Origin of the sequence: Acetilactobacillus jinshanensis (assembly GCF_004359375.1) — a bacterium.
In the GTDB taxonomy this organism is placed as follows: Bacteria; Bacillota; Bacilli; order Lactobacillales; family Lactobacillaceae; genus Acetilactobacillus; species Acetilactobacillus jinshanensis.
Genome location: NZ_CP034726.1, coordinates 1,307,715 through 1,326,784, shown reverse-complemented (window position 1 = coordinate 1,326,784; position 19,070 = coordinate 1,307,715). Strand labels below are relative to the sequence as shown.

The 19,070-nt window shown below is 38.0% G+C and carries 23 protein-coding genes and 1 rRNA gene; 23 read left to right on the top strand and 1 reads right to left on the bottom strand.

Annotated elements, in window-relative coordinates:
- Positions 1-2 precede the first annotated feature (2 nt).
- From ruvX to ELX58_RS06365, 7 genes are all read left to right on the top strand, one after another.
- Positions 3-452, top strand: a complete 450-nt coding sequence (gene ruvX, locus ELX58_RS06395; RefSeq protein WP_133442294.1) for a Holliday junction resolvase RuvX — start codon at positions 3-5, stop codon at positions 450-452.
- A gap of 9 nt (positions 453-461) precedes the next feature.
- Positions 462-752 carry a DUF1292 domain-containing protein gene (locus tag ELX58_RS06390; RefSeq protein ID WP_133442293.1) on the top strand — a complete coding sequence of 97 codons (291 nt, stop codon included), beginning with the start codon at positions 462-464 and terminating at the stop codon, positions 750-752.
- Positions 753-879: 127 nt separating this feature from the next.
- Positions 880-1,125: a cell division protein ZapA gene (gene zapA / locus ELX58_RS06385; protein ID WP_133442292.1), complete on the top strand. Its 246-nt coding sequence runs from the start codon at positions 880-882 to the stop codon at positions 1,123-1,125.
- Between the two features lie 2 nt (positions 1,126-1,127).
- On the top strand, positions 1,128-1,598 hold the full coding sequence (locus ELX58_RS06380; RefSeq protein ID WP_133442291.1) for a CvpA family protein: 471 nt from the start codon (positions 1,128-1,130) through the stop codon (positions 1,596-1,598).
- Positions 1,599-1,622: 24 nt separating this feature from the next.
- Positions 1,623-3,983 (top strand): endonuclease MutS2, encoded by a 2,361-nt coding sequence (locus ELX58_RS06375; RefSeq protein WP_133442290.1) that lies wholly within the window; start codon positions 1,623-1,625, stop codon positions 3,981-3,983.
- 86 nt (positions 3,984-4,069) lie between these two features.
- The gene (trxA, locus tag ELX58_RS06370) at positions 4,070-4,384 is read left to right on the top strand and encodes a thioredoxin (protein ID WP_133442289.1); all 315 of its coding nucleotides are present in this window, start codon (positions 4,070-4,072) and stop codon (positions 4,382-4,384) included.
- Between the two features lie 77 nt (positions 4,385-4,461).
- A complete protein-coding gene (locus ELX58_RS06365; protein WP_133442288.1) occupies positions 4,462-5,052 on the top strand; it encodes an XTP/dITP diphosphatase in 591 nt (196 codons plus the stop codon).
- On the opposite strand, the gene ELX58_RS06360 is transcribed toward ELX58_RS06365, so the two are convergent.
- Positions 5,049-5,942 carry a mechanosensitive ion channel family protein gene (locus tag ELX58_RS06360; RefSeq protein ID WP_133442287.1) on the bottom strand — a complete coding sequence of 298 codons (894 nt, stop codon included), beginning with the start codon at positions 5,940-5,942 and terminating at the stop codon, positions 5,049-5,051. The two genes, ELX58_RS06365 and ELX58_RS06360, sit on opposite strands and share 4 nt — an antisense overlap.
- Positions 5,943-6,075: 133 nt before the next feature.
- Here ELX58_RS06360 and ELX58_RS06355 point away from each other — a divergent pair, with 133 nt between their 5' ends.
- The 16 genes from ELX58_RS06355 to ELX58_RS06280 all read left to right on the top strand — a co-directional run bounded on the left by ELX58_RS06355 (position 6,076) and on the right by ELX58_RS06280 (position 18,996).
- Entirely contained in the window at positions 6,076-6,471 is a 396-nt protein-coding gene (locus tag ELX58_RS06355) for a DUF948 domain-containing protein (protein WP_133442286.1), read from the top strand.
- 14 nt (positions 6,472-6,485) lie between these two features.
- The gene (locus ELX58_RS06350) at positions 6,486-6,968 is read left to right on the top strand and encodes a hypothetical protein (protein WP_133442285.1); all 483 of its coding nucleotides are present in this window, start codon (positions 6,486-6,488) and stop codon (positions 6,966-6,968) included.
- A 141-nt stretch (positions 6,969-7,109) separates the two neighbouring features.
- Positions 7,110-8,111 (top strand): catabolite control protein A, encoded by a 1,002-nt coding sequence (ccpA, locus tag ELX58_RS06345; protein ID WP_133442284.1) that lies wholly within the window; start codon positions 7,110-7,112, stop codon positions 8,109-8,111.
- A 112-nt stretch (positions 8,112-8,223) separates the two neighbouring features.
- Complete coding sequence (locus ELX58_RS06340) at positions 8,224-8,958, top strand: YebC/PmpR family DNA-binding transcriptional regulator (protein ID WP_133442283.1); 735 nt, start codon at positions 8,224-8,226, stop codon at positions 8,956-8,958.
- Between the two features lie 108 nt (positions 8,959-9,066).
- Positions 9,067-10,053 (top strand): competence type IV pilus ATPase ComGA, encoded by a 987-nt coding sequence (gene comGA, locus ELX58_RS06335; protein WP_335878560.1) that lies wholly within the window; start codon positions 9,067-9,069, stop codon positions 10,051-10,053.
- A complete protein-coding gene (locus ELX58_RS06330; RefSeq protein ID WP_133442281.1) occupies positions 9,992-11,029 on the top strand; it encodes a type II secretion system F family protein in 1,038 nt (345 codons plus the stop codon). The genes comGA and ELX58_RS06330 overlap by 62 nt, the downstream gene beginning before the upstream one ends.
- Position 11,030: 1 nt before the next feature.
- Positions 11,031-11,408, top strand: coding sequence for a competence type IV pilus major pilin ComGC (comGC, locus tag ELX58_RS06325; protein ID WP_133442280.1), 378 nt, complete (start codon positions 11,031-11,033; stop codon positions 11,406-11,408).
- 2 nt (positions 11,409-11,410) lie between these two features.
- Complete coding sequence (locus ELX58_RS06320; protein ID WP_133442279.1) at positions 11,411-11,839, top strand: prepilin-type N-terminal cleavage/methylation domain-containing protein; 429 nt, start codon at positions 11,411-11,413, stop codon at positions 11,837-11,839.
- Positions 11,826-12,011, top strand: coding sequence for a hypothetical protein (locus ELX58_RS06315; protein ID WP_133442278.1), 186 nt, complete (start codon positions 11,826-11,828; stop codon positions 12,009-12,011). The genes ELX58_RS06320 and ELX58_RS06315 overlap by 14 nt, the downstream gene beginning before the upstream one ends.
- The gene (locus tag ELX58_RS06310) at positions 11,977-12,402 is read left to right on the top strand and encodes a prepilin-type N-terminal cleavage/methylation domain-containing protein (protein ID WP_133442277.1); all 426 of its coding nucleotides are present in this window, start codon (positions 11,977-11,979) and stop codon (positions 12,400-12,402) included. Before ELX58_RS06315 ends, ELX58_RS06310 begins: the two co-directional genes overlap by 35 nt.
- A gap of 285 nt (positions 12,403-12,687) precedes the next feature.
- Entirely contained in the window at positions 12,688-13,635 is a 948-nt protein-coding gene (locus ELX58_RS06305) for a class I SAM-dependent methyltransferase (RefSeq protein ID WP_133442276.1), read from the top strand.
- Between the two features lie 102 nt (positions 13,636-13,737).
- Positions 13,738-15,114 (top strand): amino acid permease, encoded by a 1,377-nt coding sequence (locus ELX58_RS06300; protein WP_133442275.1) that lies wholly within the window; start codon positions 13,738-13,740, stop codon positions 15,112-15,114.
- Positions 15,115-15,153: 39 nt separating this feature from the next.
- A complete protein-coding gene (locus ELX58_RS06295; RefSeq protein WP_133442274.1) occupies positions 15,154-15,633 on the top strand; it encodes a YutD family protein in 480 nt (159 codons plus the stop codon).
- A 15-nt stretch (positions 15,634-15,648) separates the two neighbouring features.
- The gene (locus tag ELX58_RS06290) at positions 15,649-16,428 is read left to right on the top strand and encodes a TIGR01457 family HAD-type hydrolase (protein WP_133442273.1); all 780 of its coding nucleotides are present in this window, start codon (positions 15,649-15,651) and stop codon (positions 16,426-16,428) included.
- A 6-nt stretch (positions 16,429-16,434) separates the two neighbouring features.
- Positions 16,435-17,052, top strand: a complete 618-nt coding sequence (locus ELX58_RS06285; RefSeq protein WP_133442272.1) for a TIGR01906 family membrane protein — start codon at positions 16,435-16,437, stop codon at positions 17,050-17,052.
- Between the two features lie 368 nt (positions 17,053-17,420).
- Positions 17,421-18,996, top strand: a 16S ribosomal RNA gene (locus tag ELX58_RS06280).
- The last annotated feature ends 74 nt before the right edge of the window (positions 18,997-19,070 follow it).

Here is a 19,070-nt window from a genome sequence, read left to right as displayed (position 1 = left end):
GTATGAAGATATTAATGGGGCTGGATTACGGTGCTAGAACTGTCGGCGTTGCCGTAAGTGATCCATTTGGTTGGACAGCTCAAGGTGTCAGAACCATTCATATGGATGAAAATAAGGAAATCTTTGGACTAGATGAAGTTCAGGAAATGATTAAAAAATTTCATGTCCAGGGCTTTGTCTTGGGACTGCCTTTAAATATGAATGGTACTGCTGGACCCAGAGTTGACGCCTGTAAAAAGTATGGTGACATGCTTAAGAAACGGTTTCACTTACCGGTTGACTATCAGGATGAACGATTAACCACCGTTCAAGGTGAACGGATGATGATCGAAGGTGCTGATGTTTCCCGACGGAAGCGTCGTAAAGTTATCGATACGGTTGCTGCTGAGTTAATTTTACAAACCTATTTAGATCGTAAAGGTCCGTTGACTAAACTAGATTCAAAGAAGTGAGTTGTAATCATGGAAAGTTTAAATAGTAATCAACAGATTTCATTAACCGATAAAGACGGAAATACAGTTGTTTATAACGTCCTATTGACTTTTAAATCGACTGATTTTCATAAATCATACATTTTGATTTATCCTGACGGTCGACCTGAAAATCAGCAGGTTGGCGTTAGGGCATTTGCGTTACCGCCTGATGAAGATCCGGCTAATCCCCAGTCTGGTGACTTAATGCCAATCGAGACCCAAAAGGAATGGGACATGGTCGAGTCCGTTTTAAATACGTTCATTAATCCAAATGAATAATAATAAATATTAAATTATAGCTAGTCTCTCATTCGTTAAAAACATTAGAAAAGAATGAGGGTCTTTTGTTTACTTTCGTTAAAGTTGAGATATGATAAAATGGCACTAGGTTTAGAAGGGACTTTTAATGAGTAACTCGAAGCAAGAACGACTTAAAGTGACTTTAGATGGTCACGTATATACTTTTGTTGGCCAAAGCTCATTAAGAAATATGAAGGCTACAGCTCAGTTGTTACAGAAGCAATTAGGTCAGATCAAAAGATTATCGCCACGGATTAGTGATCAGGACGCCTCAATTTTGTTGGCGTATAACGCGATCTCTAATCAGTTGAAATTGCAAGATCAGTTAGATCGAATGAGAAAGAATGATTAATAATGATCCTTTCTTTAATTATTTTATTTTTAATCATCATTAACCTCTGGACTGGTTATCGTGACGGCTTAGCGTATGAATTCATCAGGATTATCAGTTATATCGTGGGCTGGATAATTGCTGTTCAGTTTACACATCCGTTGGGTTCGTTCATTAATCAGTTCCTGGGCTTTAATCCGATGTTGATTAACGGAATTAGTTTCTTAATTATTTTAGTGGCTTCAGTTTTAATTCTTAAAGCCATCGGCCGAGTGATTAACCGGATTACTAATTTACCGATCATTCATCAGTTAAACGCGATTGGTGGTGCCGTTGCCGGTGCAATCGTCGGCTACGTAATCGTGTTGATTTTATTAGACATTGGCTTAGCACTGCCTAATCAGTGGATTCATAATGAATACATTAATTCACCGGTCGCCATGAAGATTGTTAATCAAACACCTGGAATGACTGATCATTTAATTAATAAGTAATTAAGATGATTTTGGAGGATACGTATGAATCGTAAAATTCTAAAAACTCTTGAATATTCGAAAATTAAGGATAAGATCCATCGCTTTTTAACTACTACGATGGGAGAAGATGCCTTACGTCGTCTTGGCCCCAGTAACAGTCCGTTTCTAATTCAAAAGCGGTTAAACGAGACGGATGATGGTTTCCACCTTTATCGAATTAAGGATGGGATTCCAGTTCCGCGATTATCTGACGTTACCATTTATTTGAAACGGCTGAATATTAACGCATCGCTTAACGGGCCAGAATTGGCTAAGGTCGGTAAGATTTTAGTATCGACCAGTGCCTTAATCCGTTTCTTTGAACATTTGCGAAATAATGGCGTTCATTTTGAACGGTTATATCAAATCATTGAAGCGTTCTCTGATATTCCGGCCGTATCGAAACTATTGCGAAGATCGATCGATGAAGACGGAAACATCTTGGACGGTGCTTCCCATGAACTGTATGGACTGCGAAAGCGTTTAACGGATATTGATTCAAAAATCAGGTCTCAAATGGATCGATATCTAAACGGCAAAAACGCTAAATACTTAAACGGTTCTGAATTAACGGTTCGTGATGGTAGTTATGTAATTCCAATCAAGGCTTCCGCTAAAAATCATTTTGGCGGGATCGTTCATGATCAGAGTGCTTCTGGTGAAACGTTATTTGTTGAACCGGCTAAGATGATCAGTTTAGATAACTATTACCGTCGAACGAAATTAGAAGAACGAAACGAAGAACACCGGATTTTGGTTAATTTATCTAAAACTCTGCGTCCGTACCAAAAGGATATTATTCGAAATACCAAAGTCTTAGGCCATTTGGATTTGATCAACGCCATGGCTCATTATGCCTACGTATCGAGATCCACTAAGCCGACGGTGTCCAAAAAGAACTGGGTTAATCTGAAGCAGGCTCGACACCCGTTGATTGATCTGCATAAAGTCGTTCCGAACGACATTAAGATTGGTGAAAAATACCGAGCCATCGTCATTACTGGTCCGAATACCGGTGGTAAGACCATCACGATTAAGACATTGGGTTTACTGCAGTTAATGGGTCAGTCCGGGATGTTCATTCCGGCAGACGAAGGTAGTCAGATTGGTGTCTTTGATGATATCTTTGCCGATATCGGTGATGATCAATCGATTGAGCAAAATTTAAGTACGTTCTCATCGCATATGGATAACATCGTTGATATTATGCACCATATTACGCCGCACAGTTTAGTTCTGCTGGATGAAGTTGGTTCCGGAACGGATCCAAACGAAGGTGCTGCTTTGGCAATTTCAATTTTAGATGCAATCGGCAAAATCAATAGTATGGTGGTTGCCACGACCCATTATCCTGAATTAAAGACCTATGGGTATGATCATCCAGGCACCATTAATGCGTCAATGGAATTTAATTTTAAGACGCTTAAGCCGACGTACCATTTGATCTTGGGTGTTCCCGGACAAAGTAATGGCTTGAACATCGCAAAGCGGCTAGGATTAGATCAAAGTATTATTGATGAAGCTAAATCACTGACCAGTAACAAGAGTCAGAATATCAATAATATGATTACGCAATTGACCAAACAGACTCATTACGCCCGTTACGACGCTAAACATTTACGCCACGAATTATGGGCTGCTACTAAGCTTCATCATGAATTAGCTAGTGCCTTTGATGACTATAAAAAACATCAGCACAGCCTAAATTTACAGGCTAAAGAGCGGGCTAATCGAATGGTCAACGAAATCAAGAAACGTGCGAACCATATTATTGATGATCTTCACCGAAAAGAGAAAGCCGTTGGTAACGCTCCAGTTAAGGAAAATGAATTGATGAACGATAAAGGGAAGTTAAATTCCCTCCAGCAGAACGTTCATTTAAAGCATAATCACGTCTTAACCAAAGCTAAGGAAGCTAAGGCATTACATCCTGGTGACGACGTTTACGTTAAACCTTATGGGCAACGTGGTGTCTTAATCACCCATTTGAATAGTAAACACCAGTGGGAAGTTCAGATTGGAATCCTTAAGATGGCCATCAGTGATGGTGATCTTAAGAAGATTAAGCCAACCAAACCGAAGCATTCCTACACGATGGTTAAACGAGCATCTTCCAGCGTTGTTCCACCAACGTTGGATTTACGTGGAATGCGTTATGATGCAGCCATGGAAAAGCTAGACAAATATATTGATTCAGCGTTGCTTTCCGATTATGCTCAAGTCACCATTATTCATGGTAAGGGAACTGGTGCCTTGCGAAAGGGTGTCATTTCTTACCTTAAGCGAAACAAGCGTGTTAAAAGTTTTCAATATTCACCGCCGAATGCCGGTGGAAACGGCTCAACAATTGTTAAGTTTAAATAAATGATTTAGACTGTATCTATATCTAATTCTTAATGATTTGTAAAATGAACATGAATTAATGAAATAAGAACAAGGGAGGCATTATCATGGTTTCTGAAACTACAGACAGAACATTTGATCAAGATACAGCTAAAGGGGTTACTTTAACTGATTTCTGGGCAACGTGGTGTGGCCCGTGTAGGATGCAGTCACCCGTAGTTGAACAATTATCCAATGAATTGGGTGATAAAGTAAAGTTCACTAAAATGGATGTCGATAAAAATCCTGAGACTCCCCAGAAATTTGGAATCATGAGCATTCCAACATTGATTATCAAAAAAGACGGTAGAGTCGTTGATAGCGTTGTTGGTTATCATAGTAAAGGCCAATTAAAAAAGGTCTTAGGTAAATACGTTGGTTAAAAATTGAAATAAATAAAGGCCATAACATTCGAGTTATGGCCTTTTATTGTATATAGAGATAGAAACGCGATCTTAAAATGAAAACAATTGTAATTGCTACTAAAAATCAGGGTAAAGCTCGTGAATACCGAAAGATGTTCAAGGCCAAGGGCATTAACGTAAAAACGTTAAATGATTTTGATAATCCACCGAAGATCAAGGAAACGGGTCACAGTTTTGCTGAAAACGCCATGATTAAGGCAAAAGCCGTCGTTAACTGGCTTCACATCCCATCTCTAGCTGATGACTCGGGACTTGAAGTTCATAGCATTAATAATGAACCAGGGATTTATTCGGCTCGTTATGCCGGTGATCATGATGATGCCGCTAATAAGAAAAAGTTATTGAAACGTTTAGCAGGTCATCAGGATCGAAGCGCAACGTTTGTGACTTGCTTGGTGTTATTAAAGCCAAATGGGAAGAAGTTAATCGTTGATGGTAAATTAAACGGTGAAATTCTTAAGACACCCCGAGGGTACAACGGCTTCGGCTACGATCCGTTATTTTACGTTCCGAGTAAGCACCAAACGTTAGCTGAAATGACGACTAATCAAAAAGACGCCATCAGTCATCGGGGGATCGCTGCACGTAAGATGATGAAGCATTTTGATGAATGGTGGCAAGATTAATTATTTGATGTATTTGGCATAACTAATGGTGATTTAGGTAATTTAATTCCATTCTTGGTTAGAGCTTCTAAATAATAGCCCAAGTATTGACGCTGGATTGCCCACTGAGCACCGTTTTTAGTTGTGATGTAGATTTGAATGGCAACTGAACCATCAGGCAAAGTAACCGTTCCTCTGACATCTGGTTTACCAATGATGTCTGAGTTATTAGCCGCATGAAGCTGATTAACTTTTTCAATAACGTTGAGTGATTTTTTAATTGGCGTGTCTGGATTGATCTTAATTTGAATAATTGCAATCATGTTATTACGAGAGAAGTTTGAGATGACGGTAATGTTACGGTTCGGAATATAATTTAACGTTCCGTCGACTGAATTAATTTGGGTAGTTCGGAGGCCGATTGCTCTGACGGTTCCTTCAATGTCACCAATCTTGACGTAATCACCGACGTTTAGCTGATGTTCAAATAAAATAAAAAAGCCGCTAACGATATCGGATACAAAGCCCTGAGCGCCTAAGCCAATGGCTAGACTAAAAATCCCGGCGCCGGTAACTAACGTTCCAATTGGGATGCCGATCATTGATAAAACGGAATATATCCAAAAGATAACGAGTCCGTAGTTTAGTGTATTGATCGATAGGGTGTGTAAAGTTGATATTCGTCTTAACGAAAATTCTTCGGAAGTCTTTTGTTGATGCTTCCTAAATAATCGATTAATGAAAAATAAACCGACCCGTTTAAAGACCCAGAATAAGATCGTTATGAAAATGATCATAACAATCTTTTTAGACAGGTTACTTAAAATTTGATCCCAGTTAAATGTTTTAATGTATCGTTTCAAAAAAGAATTATTAACGACTTGAGCTTGTGTGAGTAGATTCGTAAACATTTCTAATCAGCGCTCCTTACCCGATGAAATTATATCAAGGTTCGTTACCTAGTGAAATATGTTTTGACTTTATTGTCAAAATATTTTTAAAATGCTATTCTTAGTTTAGTTGAAGTTCGAAAGGAAGCATTCCATGACAGCTGGTCAAGTTGCTGGATTATTAGCGGCATTTGCGCTGCTCGTTCTGGTTATTTTTATTGGCATTTTTTTAACAAAATTAGTGTCAACATTAGATAGAGTTAATCATAGTTTAAATGATGTAACTAAAGACATTAACGCAATTTCTAAAAAATCTGAAGGGGTATTAACTGAGTCACGTCAGTTAATTAATGAAGTTAATCATGACATGAACATAGTCCGTCCGGTTTTTAAAGCAAGCGCTGATCTTGGTAAAAGTGTTTCTAACGTTAATCAAACGGTTAGCGATATGGGTAAACATTTTAAAAAGCGTAGAAAATTGAGACGTTCACGTTTTTATAAACTTGGTGCACTTTTATTTAGTATTTTTAGTTTACGTAAGCATAAATAATGGAGTGATTTGTTATGAGTAAAAAAATGGGCTTTCTAGTGGGTCTACTTTTAGGTGGTGCCGCAGCTGTAGTTGCCTTTAAGCGTTTGGATCCTGTTAAGCGACAGAAGTTAATTAACGATGTAAATCGAAAAGCCTCTGATTTAAAGGATAAAGCTGTCGATTATGCTTTTTACGCAAGTGATGCGATGGATAACGCAACGGATCATTTACATAAGGGTACTAAAGGCGCTACTTCCCATGCCAAATCAGCATTGAACTATGCCCATCGACATGCCGTTCAATTAAAGAATCATTTTAACAATCCATTTAATCATGATGATAGTGACCCAAAAGGTAGTACCCAGTTTCATACCGCAGCGGATCACCTTCGTTCAGAATTAAGCCAAAGTTCCGACTCTGACGATATCGTGGTTGACGCCACTAAGAATTTTAATCAAGTTCCTAAATACGCAACCGTAGTTTGTTATCCAGATGGTACCGTTAGAAAATATTAAATTATAAAAAATTATTGTTCAGAGTGGGTCCTATAATTTAGGGCTCTTTTATTTTACGTCAGTTAGCTTGCTAAAAATGGCAGTATCTGTTATATTATGGCTTGTGAAAGCGCTATTTTTATTAAGAGGAAGACTAATAATATGGAAAAACAAAAAGTCACCATCTACGATGTTGCGCATCAGGCGCAAGTATCCATGGCTACGGTATCACGAGTCGTGAATGGCAATTCAAACGTTAAACCTCTTACTAGAAAAAAAGTTCTAAAGGTTATTAAGGATCTGAACTATCATCCAAACGCGGTTGCTCGTGGACTAGCTAGTAAGCGTACCACTACGGTTGGGGTTATAACGCCCAATGTTGCCGATACGTATTTCTCTGAATTAGCTTTAGGAATTGATGATATTGCGGCTATGTATAAGTACAATATTATTCTAGCTAATTCAGATGATAATAGTAAAAAAGAAATTCATGTCTTGAACACGTTACTTACTAAACAAGTTGACGGCATTATCTTCATGGGTAATGAAATCACGGATGCTTTGAGAAAGAAATTCCGTGAAGCTAAAACACCCATTGTTTTAGCTGGATCCATTGATTCCAAAAAGACCGAACCCAGTGTAAACATTGACTACCGTCAAGCGACTAAAGATGAAGTGAGTCATCTAATTGAACGTGGCAACAAGCACATCGCGTTCGTTACGGGATCATTAGACCAAGCCATTAATTCTAAGCATCGATTACTTGGGTATCAGGATGCGTTAAAAAAATATCAGTTACCGTATGATCCTAAATTAGTGTTCTCTACAGATCGTTCCTATCACAGTGGTTATAAATTGAGTCAACGTTTGATCAAATTAAACGTTTCTGCTGCGATGGTGAGTAATGATGAGTTAGCTGCCGGTGTAATGAACGGCCTAACCGATAGCGGGATTCGAATTCCTGATCAATTTGAAATCGCGACTAGTGATGATACTAAATTAACCAAGATGACTCGTCCAACCATGACATCAATTACTCAACCATTATACGATATTGGTGCGGTTGCAATGCGATTACTAACCAAGATTATGAATAAAGATAAAATCACTAATCAGGATGTATTACTTCCGTATGGCTTAATTAAGCGGAATTCAACTAAGTAATTCGTTAAATATTTATTAGTCTTCATTTTAAAGTGCTTTCTTGATTAAAATTATGAAGATTGCTATAATTATAGCCGTTTAACAAGATTCGAAATGAGAGGAGTATGCGATAATGTCAGGACATTCTAAATGGCATAACATACAAGGTCGTAAAGGCGCTCAAGATAAAAAGCGTGGCAAAATTTTCCAGAAATTATCTCGTAACTTATATCAAGCTGCTAAAGCAGGTGACCCTGATCCAGCCAACAACCCAGATCTTCGTTTAGTAATTAGTAAGGCACATGCTCAAAACATGCCAAAGCGTAATATTAAACGTGCGATTGATAAAGCTACTGGTGCAGGTGGCCTTCATTTCGAACAGATTACGTACGAAGGGTACGGACCTGGTGGTACCGCTATTATGATTTTAGTCTTAACTGATAATAAGAACCGAACGGCTGCCGCAATTCGTTCCGCATTTAAGCACCATGGTGGTTCATTGGGTACCAGTGGATCAGTATCATACCTGTTCGATCGTAAAGGCTTAATTGTTATTAACCGTAAGGGACTCGACGCTAGTGAAGATTCCGTATTAATGGATGCTTTAGACGCTGGTGCTGATGACATGAAGACTTATAAAGATCGTTTTGTTATCACCACAGCACCGAATGCTTTGAAGAAAGCTAAAGATACCTTACAGAAGAAATACGATTTAGATACTGCTGAAGTTAAGATGGTTCCAAAGACCGTTACAACGGTACCTGATGATAAGGTTGATCAGTACAAAGGCTTGATTGATGAATTGGACAGTAATGATGATGTTCAGGATATTTATGAAGCCGCTAAATTACCTGATAACGTCAAATAAAACTAAAATTTAATTTTAAAATTATTTTAATCACGATAAGTTTAAAACTTATCGTGATTTTTTTTTACATTTTTTGATTATTTTAAGGTAATTTTTCGTAATTATAGATTGTTGGAGGGTGATGAAATTAAGATTGAAAAATTATTAACGAATTTATGGCAATTTAGCGTTGAGCATCAGGTTTCTGACGTATATTTTTTGCCTAATTCGAAAGGTTATGTCGTGAAATTAAGGATGGTGAATAAGCTAATTATTCAGCATCGACTTTCGTTAGATCAGGGTCAGCAATGTATTAATTACTGTAAATTTCACGGCGGAATGAACATCAGTGAGCATCGGCGGCCTCAGTTGGGATCAGCAGTATTTAATAAACAATATTTTCTAAGGTTCTCAACGGTTGGTGATTTTTATAATCATGAATCAATGGTAATCAGGATAATTAAAAGTTTATCTAATCAACGTTTAAATTTCTTGATTCCAGAGCAATTTACTAGATTAAGGTCATTAGCACAACGACGTGGCTTAATGCTATTTGTGGGTCCAACGGGATCTGGTAAAACAACTTCGATTTATCAGTTGGCGGAAGATTTAGGTCATCAAAAAATGGTCATGACAATTGAGGATCCGGTTGAGATTATTAAGAGTGGTTTTCTACAGTTGCAAATTAATTTAAAAGCCGGAATGAATTACCAACGATTATTAAAAGTTGGTTTAAGACACCGTCCCGATATTTTTATTATCGGTGAAATTCGGGATGCAGATACCGCAAGTGCTGCGGTTCAAGCGGCTTTAAGTGGTCATTTAGTATTAAGTACCGTCCATGCGCAATCTCCAGAAGGTGCCATTGACCGGTTATCACAGCTTAAGGTCGATCGCCATTATTTACAGCAATGCATTAATTCAATTGTGTATCAAAGACTTTTACCAACTCGTGGTGATCAAATTGGGGCGTTATTTAACATCGTCACTAATGATCAATTATGGCAAAAGCCGATCCAAGATGACTCGATTTTGAAATGGAGGCAACAATTACATGACTTGGTTAAAGGACAACAAATTAGTTCAAAAGTTTCTCGACAATTTAAATTCGGGTAAGCTATCAACTAATAATCAAATTACTTTATTTACTTCAATCCATGATTTTTTAAAAAATGGCTTCACGTTAAAAGAAGCCTTTAGCTTTTGTTCCACAGTTCATCCTGAATTAGAGGATGCAATCACTGTAATTAAAAGATCTTTATCAAATGGTAATAGTTTTGCCGATGGCATTAAAACGTTGGTGAATTTTAGAACGTACTGCCAGATCAAAATTGCTGAATATCATGGTGATTTGGTTAAAACGTTGGGTAGCGTTAGTAAATTTCTAAAAATAAAGCAACAGCAGAAGAATAAATTAACAGAACTCATGGTGTACCCGATTTTTCTGCTAATTCTTCTGGTGGGAATTGTTATCACGATTCATTTGCTGGTAACGCCTCAATTTCAGAATTTAAGTTCTGGACAAACTGAACATCATTACGGTCTATGGCTATTAATTAGTTTGTTGCCGATTGCGATTGTTATTTATGGATTTTGGAAATATTGGCGAAATCAGAATCAAATTTGGCGGATTAATCATGAGTTAAAAATTCCGGTTATTGGAAAAATATATCAAGCGTATTGCGCCTATTACTTATCGAGTAATTTAGCGTTAATGATGAAATGCGGGATGGATTTACAACAGATCGTTAAATTTATGATGAATTTTAAATCTAATCCGTTGATTTTAAAATTTAGTCAAGATGTTAAACAGGTCATTAATCAAGGTAATAATTTGCGGTGCTTAAAATCTAAATATCATTTTTTACCGAAACAAATGATGATGCTGATTGATAACGGTGATACGACCAACGTTTTAGCCCAAAAGCTAAATGCTTATTCAAAATTGGAATTTAAATCAATGGTCAAGCAGTCAACACGTTTAATTTCAATGTTACAACCAATCATGTTTTTAATTATCGGTTTGTTAATTGTTGGGACGTATTTGAGTATGTTATTGCCGATGTATAGTTCGATTCGAGGGATTAATTAAAATGAAAAAGAATTACCGAAAACGGAAGGGCTTTACCTTAATTGAAATGACGATTGTCCTTTTCATTATCTCGTTATTAGTGTTGATCATTATTCCAAACATGACGAAGTCTCGAGAGAACGCGAATGCCGTTCATAAAAACGCGATGACATCAGTAGTTCAATCTCAACTGGATGACTATTTAGATGATCATCCTGAAAATGACGAGCCTGGTCGTGGCGTTAGTTTATCCAAGCTCCAAACTAGTGGTTACCTATCCAATGATCAGGTTAAAAAAGCTAGTGCTGAAAAAATTGATATTGATAACAGTAAAGCACCGGTAGTAACTAAGGATGGCAAACCCATTAATAAGTCAGATCAGAATTCTAGTCAGTCTTAATAATGATGAGATATAGAAATGGTTTTACCTTAATTGAAACCACGATTGTCCTGGTTATTTCAGCAATGATCTTGAGCTTGAGTTTATACATGAATCAGCACGTTAATTTGGATCATTTTAAGGATTTTTTCTTCTGGGAAAAATTTCAAAATCAATTTGAGTTAGCTGAAGATGCGGCCATTAATAATAATTCAAGCGTAGCGGTTACGTTTCATCGGCATGGTTTAGTAATCATGAAGTATCGAAATAAAAAGGTGATCTTGCGCCCACCAGAAAATCTGACATTACTAACTAATAAACGGATTGAAATTAAAAATAATGGTTATATAGCACCATATCCGGTTAGATGGTTAGTCGATAAGCATGCGGTATTGGATCAAAATTTTCAACTCGGCTGGGGGAAGTATACTTTTCATTATGAAAGAACGTAAAGGTGTAACGTTAGCTGATTCATTATGTGGCTTGTTTATCCTTAGTTTAGGTTTAGGCCTATATTATCAAGTTAATCAAGTTATGAAACATCAAATCGTGGTTAGTGACCATCAGTTAATGCAGAAACGAAGAATTTATGAACAAACTTTATCGAAGTCAAACCAAAAATAATCGAAATGGTTTTACGTTGGTTGAAACGATGCTTTCGTTGATGATAACGGCATTCGTCATTTTAATCGTCGGCTCGACGTTTTCTGACGTTAGACATAGTCGTTATCACAATGTGATGACTCAATTTTATGTGTATTTAGATGCGATTGAAGATTATAAGGTAACGTCATATGGTGATGGAGAATTGAATTTAAAGAAAGGCCGTAAAAATTATTATGTTGAGCTCCAAGATCATGACTTGATTTTAACCACTCATCATGGCGGTTACATGCCATTTCTATACCATGTGAAAAAAGTTGAATGGCATCGAACGGATAACGGACTTTTAGACCATCACGTAATAATGCAAAATGGCCAGCAATTTGACGGAAAGAGTCGATTAAATGAGTAGACGACAAGGCTCGTTAACGTTATTAAGCTTAAATTTCTTGTTAATGATCAGTATATTAATTGGCTATCAGATATCTAATTATCGATCACGAATTTTGGTTAACCGGACGTTAATTCATCGGTATGATAATAAGATTAATAAAATTTCTAGATAGTTTCACCTTAGATGAGTGTGCTAAAATGTTAATTGAAACTTTTATTAGGGAGGTAGATTACACTGCCTAAGACTAATGTAGAAAAGCTATATGACGTTTTAGATCGATCAAGTAAACTATTAGAAAAAACGATGAATTTATCCTATCTGGATGGTTTTGTTCAAACCGGTCGGAATATTTTAAATAACGACCAGGTTGAAGTAAAGAACGGTCGTCCAAATGCTGAAGACGTAAAAAAGTTAACGGCATTATATAAATCCCTGAATTATCGTCAGTTACCTGCTGAAGTGATTCGACGCGGAATTCAATTGACGATGATTAAAGCGATTCGTGAAGATAAGATCCAGGCTAATCACCAAGTTACACCTGATGTAATTGCCTTTATTATGGGCTATATCATGATTCGAATCGTCGAAAAACATCAGCACTTAAATCTTTTGGATTTAACCGTTGGTACGGGTAATCTTTTATTTGCCGTTATGCATCAATTAAAACAGTCAATCCATTGCAAAATTTCAGCAACGGGAATTGATGTCGATGATACGTTACTGGCAATTTCTCGTGTAAGTGCCCAGATGCAGGGATTAAACGTTAATTTAATTCATCAGGATTCTGTTATGGATTTTGGGCCCAAAGATAATGATTTGGCGATCTCTGATTTACCGATCGGTTATTATCCATTGGATAATAATACCAGTAAATATCAAACTAGAGCCACCAATGGCCATTCATATGCTCATCATCTGTTGATTGAACAAGCTATGAATCACGTGAAGCCAGGTGGCTTTGGTGAATTCCTGGTACCGTCAACATTATTTGATACTCCACAGGCTAAGTCGCTTTTAAAGTGGATGGAAACCGATGTGTATCTACAGGGGATGCTTAATTTACCACCGGAATTGTTTGCTAATAAGCAAGCTCAAAAAGCTATTCTGTTGTTACAACGTCGTGGTGGTAACGCTAAGCAAGCCAAACGAGTTATGATTGGTGAATTCCCATCGTTTAAAAAGCCTGGTGAATTTCAGAAATTTATTGCTGAGATCGTTGAATGGGAAGAACATGACTTATTAAATAATTAATTTGAATATTATATAGCTGGCTAATTACCATCTTTTTTATTAATTTTTACATTCTGATGGTTAGTGATTGCGTGTATACTGTTGTTAAAGGGTGGATAATAAATGAAAAACGGTGAACACGATAATCAATTAGCGCATGGCCTGAAGCCTAGGCATGTTCAGTTAATTGCGCTAGGTGGAGCGATTGGTACCGGTCTGTTTTTAGGTGCCGGTCAATCGATTAAATTAGCAGGGCCTGCAATTATATTTGCGTATTTAATTGCCGGGCTAGTGTGCTTCTTGATTATGAGGGCATTAGGTGAATTATTAATTTCAAATCCTAATTGCCGTTCATATATTGATTTTATTACTAAATATTTAGGTCGAAGAAACGGCTTTGTTGTTGGTTGGACATATTGGATATGTTGGATCACCATTGCGATGGCTGAGATAACGGCTGCTGGGATGTATATGAAGTTCTGGTTTCCCCATCTGCCACAATGGGTGACGGGATTAATTGTTTTAATAATCTTGTTCATCTTGAATTCTAAGAACGTGTCGGTATTTGGTGAAACTGAATTCTGGTTTGCGTTAATTAAGATTTTTGCCATTATCATGTTAATCTTAACCGGAATTATTATGGTGATGGTTCATTATCGAACCCACGTTGGTTTTGTAAGTTTGTCTAATTTAGTTAATTACGGTTTTTTTTCACACGGCTTGAAGGGCTTTTTACTGTCGTTTCAAATGGTCGTATTTAGTTTTGTCGGCATTGAAATGATTGGTATGACCGCTGCCGAGACCAAAAGCCCGCAACGTGAAATTCCTAAATGCATCAATAGTGTTCCAACTCGAATTCTGTTATTCTACGTTGGCTCATTACTGGCCTTAATGTGCATATATCCTTGGATTGATGTGTCAGCATCGTCTAGTCCATTTGTTCAGGTATTTGCTAACGTCGGGATTAAATTTGCGGCATCCATTATTAACTTTGTCGTTTTAACTGCCGCGTTATCTTCATGTAATAGTGCTATTTTTACTACGGGACGAATGGTGTTCTCATTATGTTATAATCACCATTCTAAATTTGGCCGAAAACTTAGTTCCGTATCTAAGAAACATCATGTTCCGACCTATGCAATTGGCTTTTCAACGTTGATTATTGCGATTTCGGTACTATTGAATTTGATGACACCAAGTGGTGTATTCTCATTTATTTCAAGTGTATCCACGACGTGTTTCCTGTATATTTGGGGAATGATTGTCCTTACCCATTTACAATATCGTCGAAAAGTTGCTAAGAAACATCTAACCAGTAAACTAGAATTTAAAATGCCCGGTTATCCAGTCAGTGATTATTTAGCATTAGCCTTTTTAGCATTTGTAATGGTGATCTTGATGTTTAAACCTGAGACATTCATCGCTTTAGTCGGGTCAGTTATCTGGCTGATTTTAATGTACTGGGGCTATTCAATTTATAGTCGAACCGACAGAGATTAATTCTTATATAATAACGATAGATTTTAAGGAGCGACTGCTATGGATCGAAAACAGGTTGATGACCTGGTTCAACAAGCTCGTGCTCATCGAGCTCCTTTAGCTGATATTAAACAGGTTTCTAAAGATAAATTATTAATTAATGGACATCCATATGATTTGATTGTCGATAATCATCATACTTTTGATTTGGATGCCTTTAAATATAGATACAATCCCGTTTATAGCAATTATGGCTATATCTTAGGTGATTGGAGTTACGACCAACTGAGATTGACAGGCTTTTATGATGATAATTGTCACGTCGCTGACGATTTAAAAATTTCTTATTTACAGGATTTCTTGATGGAATATTGCAATTTTGGCGTATCATACTTTATTTTAAAGAACGCTGATGTCACCAAGCGAAGTCATAAACGTCATTTTAAACGACGGTCATTTCATCATCGTCCGTCTAACCGTCAACATAAATCGTTTAAACGAAATCCACATAAGCAATTTCGAATTGCTAAACGTCATTAAGAGAGGAAGAACCTTATGCCTAAATATAAAGGCTACTTTATTGATTTAGATGGTACTGTTTATCGAGGGAAACATCGAATTCCTGCAGCGCGACGATTCATTGAACGTTTGCAGGCTAAGAAGATCCCGTTTTTGTTTGTGACTAATAATACGACCAAAATGCCGGTTGATGTGGTCCGCAATCTATCTGATAATCATGATATTCATGTTAAGCCCGAAAATGTATATACCGCTGGTTTGGCAACAGCAGATTATTTAGATGATATTGCGGATCCCGGTAAAGAGAATCGAACGGTCTTTGTCGTTGGTGAAAAGGGCTTAAAACAAGCTTTAATGCAAAAAGGCTTTGTAATTACACCGCATCACCCGAAGTTCGTTACGGTTGCTTTAGATGACCAGGCAACTTATAAAGATTTTGCGATTGCGACATTGGCGATTCAGCATGGCGCTACATTTATCGGGACTAATATCGATACTAATATTCCAAATGAAAAAGGGATGTTACCTGGTGCTGGAGCCTTAGTCGACATGGTTAGATATGCCACCCAAACTCAACCCATTGTGATTGGTAAACCGAAGACCATTATTTTACGAAATGCCTTAAAATTAATTGGCTTGAAGAAAGATCAAGTTGTCATGGTTGGTGATAACTACATGACCGATATTTCTGCGGCAATTAATTTTGGAATGGATTCGTTATTAGTGTATACCGGAGTTTCCACGCCACAGCAAATTGCCACTAAGAAGATTAAGCCCACTTATCAGATTAAATCGTTAGATCAGTGGAAGCTTTAATGTAAAATGATTTACCGATTAAAAGATAACGTGAAGATATTGACTATCATTATTTTCGTAATTTTATTGTCAGTATTTTTAACGATTAATGTATCTGGTTTGTTTTATTGGATTGCAATTCAGCATTTTCATCTAAGACAAATTTCAGGATTGAGTAGTGCTTCGTTGATGAAGTGCTATTTTTTTATGTTGAGATATTTACAGGTTCCGTGGGATTCTCACTTGAATTTAGAATTCTTTCGAAGTTCTCAGAAGGGGCTTGCTCATTTTAGGGATGTTCGTCATTTAATTATGGCTAACAACCTATGTTTGATTGTTCTTGGTGTCGTTAGCCATATGCTTATTAAGCAGTTAATCAAGAAAGATCTTCTATGGAAATTAATAAATCCATTCAAGATCTTTCTAACGTTTATATTAGTAATAATGAGTATTGCTCTTGTTAATTTTCAGAATTTCTTTATTAAATTCCATCAGGTGATGTTTAGAAACCGAGATTGGGTCTTCAGTGTTCGTTTGGACCCGGTTATTAAGGTATTACCTACAGGTTATTTTGCGTGGTGCTTAATCGGCTTTATCGCGTGTTTAACGTTGATTTCAACCTTGATAATCCATTATTCAAAATAAAAGTGAAATATATTTTAATAACCCATTGACAGTAATATGGGAAACGAGTAAAGTATTAATTGTCGTCGCGTGAGAGCAACGAGTAGTTATCTTAATTAATTATTGATCTTAATTAAAAGATTTAAAATGCTGCTTGACAATATTTCACGGGAGTGATATATTAATAATTGTCACGTGAGCGAGAGCTCATGTGGTTAGCAATTGTAGGTCTTTGAAAACTGAACAAGATTTTGACATCACAAGTGCAAGTGGTCTCGTTATTTTATAATGAGATTTTTAACTTTACGTGCGTTTTTAATAAATTCGTTCGTACAACTAAACTAGTAATTTAATCTTAAGAGCTTGTAATTAAGTTCTTATGTTATTTTTAACATGAGAGTTTGATCCTGGCTCAGGATGAACGCTGGCGGTGTGCCTAATACATGCAAGTCGCGCGCACTCCCGTAGATGATTTTGATGCTCTGCATCAAATGATTCTACATTCGAGTGAGCGGCGGATGGGTGAGTAACACGTGGGTAACCTGCCCTTGAGTCTGGGATAGCATCTGGAAACGGATGATAATACCGGATAACAACTGAAACCACATGGTTTCAGTTTGAAAGGCGCGTTTGCGTCGCTCTTGGAGGGACCCGCGGTCCATTAGTTAGTTGGTAAGATAAAGGCCTACCAAGACGATGATGGATAGCCGAACTGAGAGGTTAATCGGCCACATTGGAACTGAGACACGGTCCAGACTCCTACGGGAGGCAGCAGTAGGGAATCTTTCACAATGGGCGAAAGCCTGATGAAGCAACACCGCGTGAATGAAGAAGGGTTTCGGCTCGTAAAATTCTGTTGCTAGAGAAGAACGTACCAAGTAGGAAATGGCTTGGTAGTGACGGTATCTGGTTAGAAAGTCACGGCTAACTACGTGCCAGCAGCCGCGGTAATACGTGGGTGGCAAGCGTTATCCGGATTTATTGGGCGTAAAGCGAGCGCAGGCGGTTGTTTAAGTCCGATGTGAAAGCCTTCGGCTTAACCGAAGAAGTGCATTGGAAACTGAGCGACTTGAGTACAGAAGAGGACAGTAGAACACCATGTGTAGCGGTGAAATGCGTAGATATATGGTAGAATACCAGTGGCGAAAGCGGCTGTCTGGTCTGTCACTGACGCTGAGGCTCGAAAGCATGGGTAGCAAACAGGATTAGATACCCTGGTAGTCCATGCTGTAAACGTTGAGTGCTAGGTGTTAGAGGATTTCCGTCCTTTAGTGCCGAAGTTAACACATTAAGCACTCCGCCTGGGGAGTACGACCGCAAGGTTGAAACTCAAAGGAATTGACGGGGACCCGCACAAGTGGTGGAGCATGTGGTTTAATTCGATGCTACGCGAAGAACCTTACCAGGCCTTGACATACTTCTGTTAGGCTAAGAGATTAGCTGTTCCCTTCGGGGACAGATCTACAGGTGGTGCATGGTCGTCGTCAGCTCGTGTCGTGAGATGTTGGGTCAAGTCCCGCAACGAGCACAACCCTTGTGACTAGTTGCCAGCATTCAGTTGGGCACTCTAGTCAGACTGCCGGTGATAAACCGGAGGAAGGTGAGGATGACGTCTGATCATCATGCCCCTTATGGCCTGGGCTACACACGTGCTACAATGGACAGTACAATGGGTTGCGAAACCGCGAGGTCAAGCTAATCCCATAAAGCTGTTCTCAGTTCGGACTGCAGTCTGCAACTCGACTGCACGAAGCTGGAATCACTAGTAATCGTGGATCAGCATGCCACGGTGAATACGTTCCCGGGTCTTGTACATACCGCCCGTCACACCATGAGAGTCCGTAACACCCAAAGATAGTGCGGCAACCCCTTCTGGGGAGCCAGCTATCTAAGGTGGGACGAATGATTAGGGTGAAGTCGTAACAAGGTAGCCGTAGGAGAACCTGCGGCTGGATCACCTCCTTTCTAAGGATTTACATTCAATCGGAAACTTGTACAGATATCGAAATCTTGTTTAGTTTTGAGAGACCTATGGTCTC

Excerpts from the sequence above, each read along its gene's own strand:
- ruvX (WP_133442294.1), top strand. The coding sequence starts at position 3 with ATGAAGATATTAATGGGGCTGGATTACGGTGCTAGAACTGTCGGCGTT.
- ELX58_RS06390 (WP_133442293.1), top strand. The coding sequence starts at position 462 with ATGGAAAGTTTAAATAGTAATCAACAGATTTCATTAACCGATAAAGAC.
- zapA (WP_133442292.1), top strand. The coding sequence starts at position 880 with ATGAGTAACTCGAAGCAAGAACGACTTAAAGTGACTTTAGATGGTCAC.
- ELX58_RS06380 (WP_133442291.1), top strand. The coding sequence starts at position 1,128 with ATGATCCTTTCTTTAATTATTTTATTTTTAATCATCATTAACCTCTGG.
- ELX58_RS06375 (WP_133442290.1), top strand. The coding sequence starts at position 1,623 with ATGAATCGTAAAATTCTAAAAACTCTTGAATATTCGAAAATTAAGGAT.
- trxA (WP_133442289.1), top strand. The coding sequence starts at position 4,070 with ATGGTTTCTGAAACTACAGACAGAACATTTGATCAAGATACAGCTAAA.
- ELX58_RS06365 (WP_133442288.1), top strand. The coding sequence starts at position 4,462 with ATGAAAACAATTGTAATTGCTACTAAAAATCAGGGTAAAGCTCGTGAA.
- ELX58_RS06360 (WP_133442287.1), bottom strand. The coding sequence starts at position 5,942 with ATGTTTACGAATCTACTCACACAAGCTCAAGTCGTTAATAATTCTTTT.
- ELX58_RS06355 (WP_133442286.1), top strand. The coding sequence starts at position 6,076 with ATGACAGCTGGTCAAGTTGCTGGATTATTAGCGGCATTTGCGCTGCTC.
- ELX58_RS06350 (WP_133442285.1), top strand. The coding sequence starts at position 6,486 with ATGAGTAAAAAAATGGGCTTTCTAGTGGGTCTACTTTTAGGTGGTGCC.
- ccpA (WP_133442284.1), top strand. The coding sequence starts at position 7,110 with ATGGAAAAACAAAAAGTCACCATCTACGATGTTGCGCATCAGGCGCAA.
- ELX58_RS06340 (WP_133442283.1), top strand. The coding sequence starts at position 8,224 with ATGTCAGGACATTCTAAATGGCATAACATACAAGGTCGTAAAGGCGCT.
- ELX58_RS06330 (WP_133442281.1), top strand. The coding sequence starts at position 9,992 with ATGACTTGGTTAAAGGACAACAAATTAGTTCAAAAGTTTCTCGACAAT.
- comGC (WP_133442280.1), top strand. The coding sequence starts at position 11,031 with ATGAAAAAGAATTACCGAAAACGGAAGGGCTTTACCTTAATTGAAATG.
- ELX58_RS06320 (WP_133442279.1), top strand. The coding sequence starts at position 11,411 with ATGATGAGATATAGAAATGGTTTTACCTTAATTGAAACCACGATTGTC.
- ELX58_RS06315 (WP_133442278.1), top strand. The coding sequence starts at position 11,826 with ATGAAAGAACGTAAAGGTGTAACGTTAGCTGATTCATTATGTGGCTTG.
- ELX58_RS06310 (WP_133442277.1), top strand. The coding sequence starts at position 11,977 with ATGAACAAACTTTATCGAAGTCAAACCAAAAATAATCGAAATGGTTTT.
- ELX58_RS06305 (WP_133442276.1), top strand. The coding sequence starts at position 12,688 with ATGAATTTATCCTATCTGGATGGTTTTGTTCAAACCGGTCGGAATATT.
- ELX58_RS06300 (WP_133442275.1), top strand. The coding sequence starts at position 13,738 with ATGAAAAACGGTGAACACGATAATCAATTAGCGCATGGCCTGAAGCCT.
- ELX58_RS06295 (WP_133442274.1), top strand. The coding sequence starts at position 15,154 with ATGGATCGAAAACAGGTTGATGACCTGGTTCAACAAGCTCGTGCTCAT.
- ELX58_RS06290 (WP_133442273.1), top strand. The coding sequence starts at position 15,649 with ATGCCTAAATATAAAGGCTACTTTATTGATTTAGATGGTACTGTTTAT.
- ELX58_RS06285 (WP_133442272.1), top strand. The coding sequence starts at position 16,435 with ATGATTTACCGATTAAAAGATAACGTGAAGATATTGACTATCATTATT.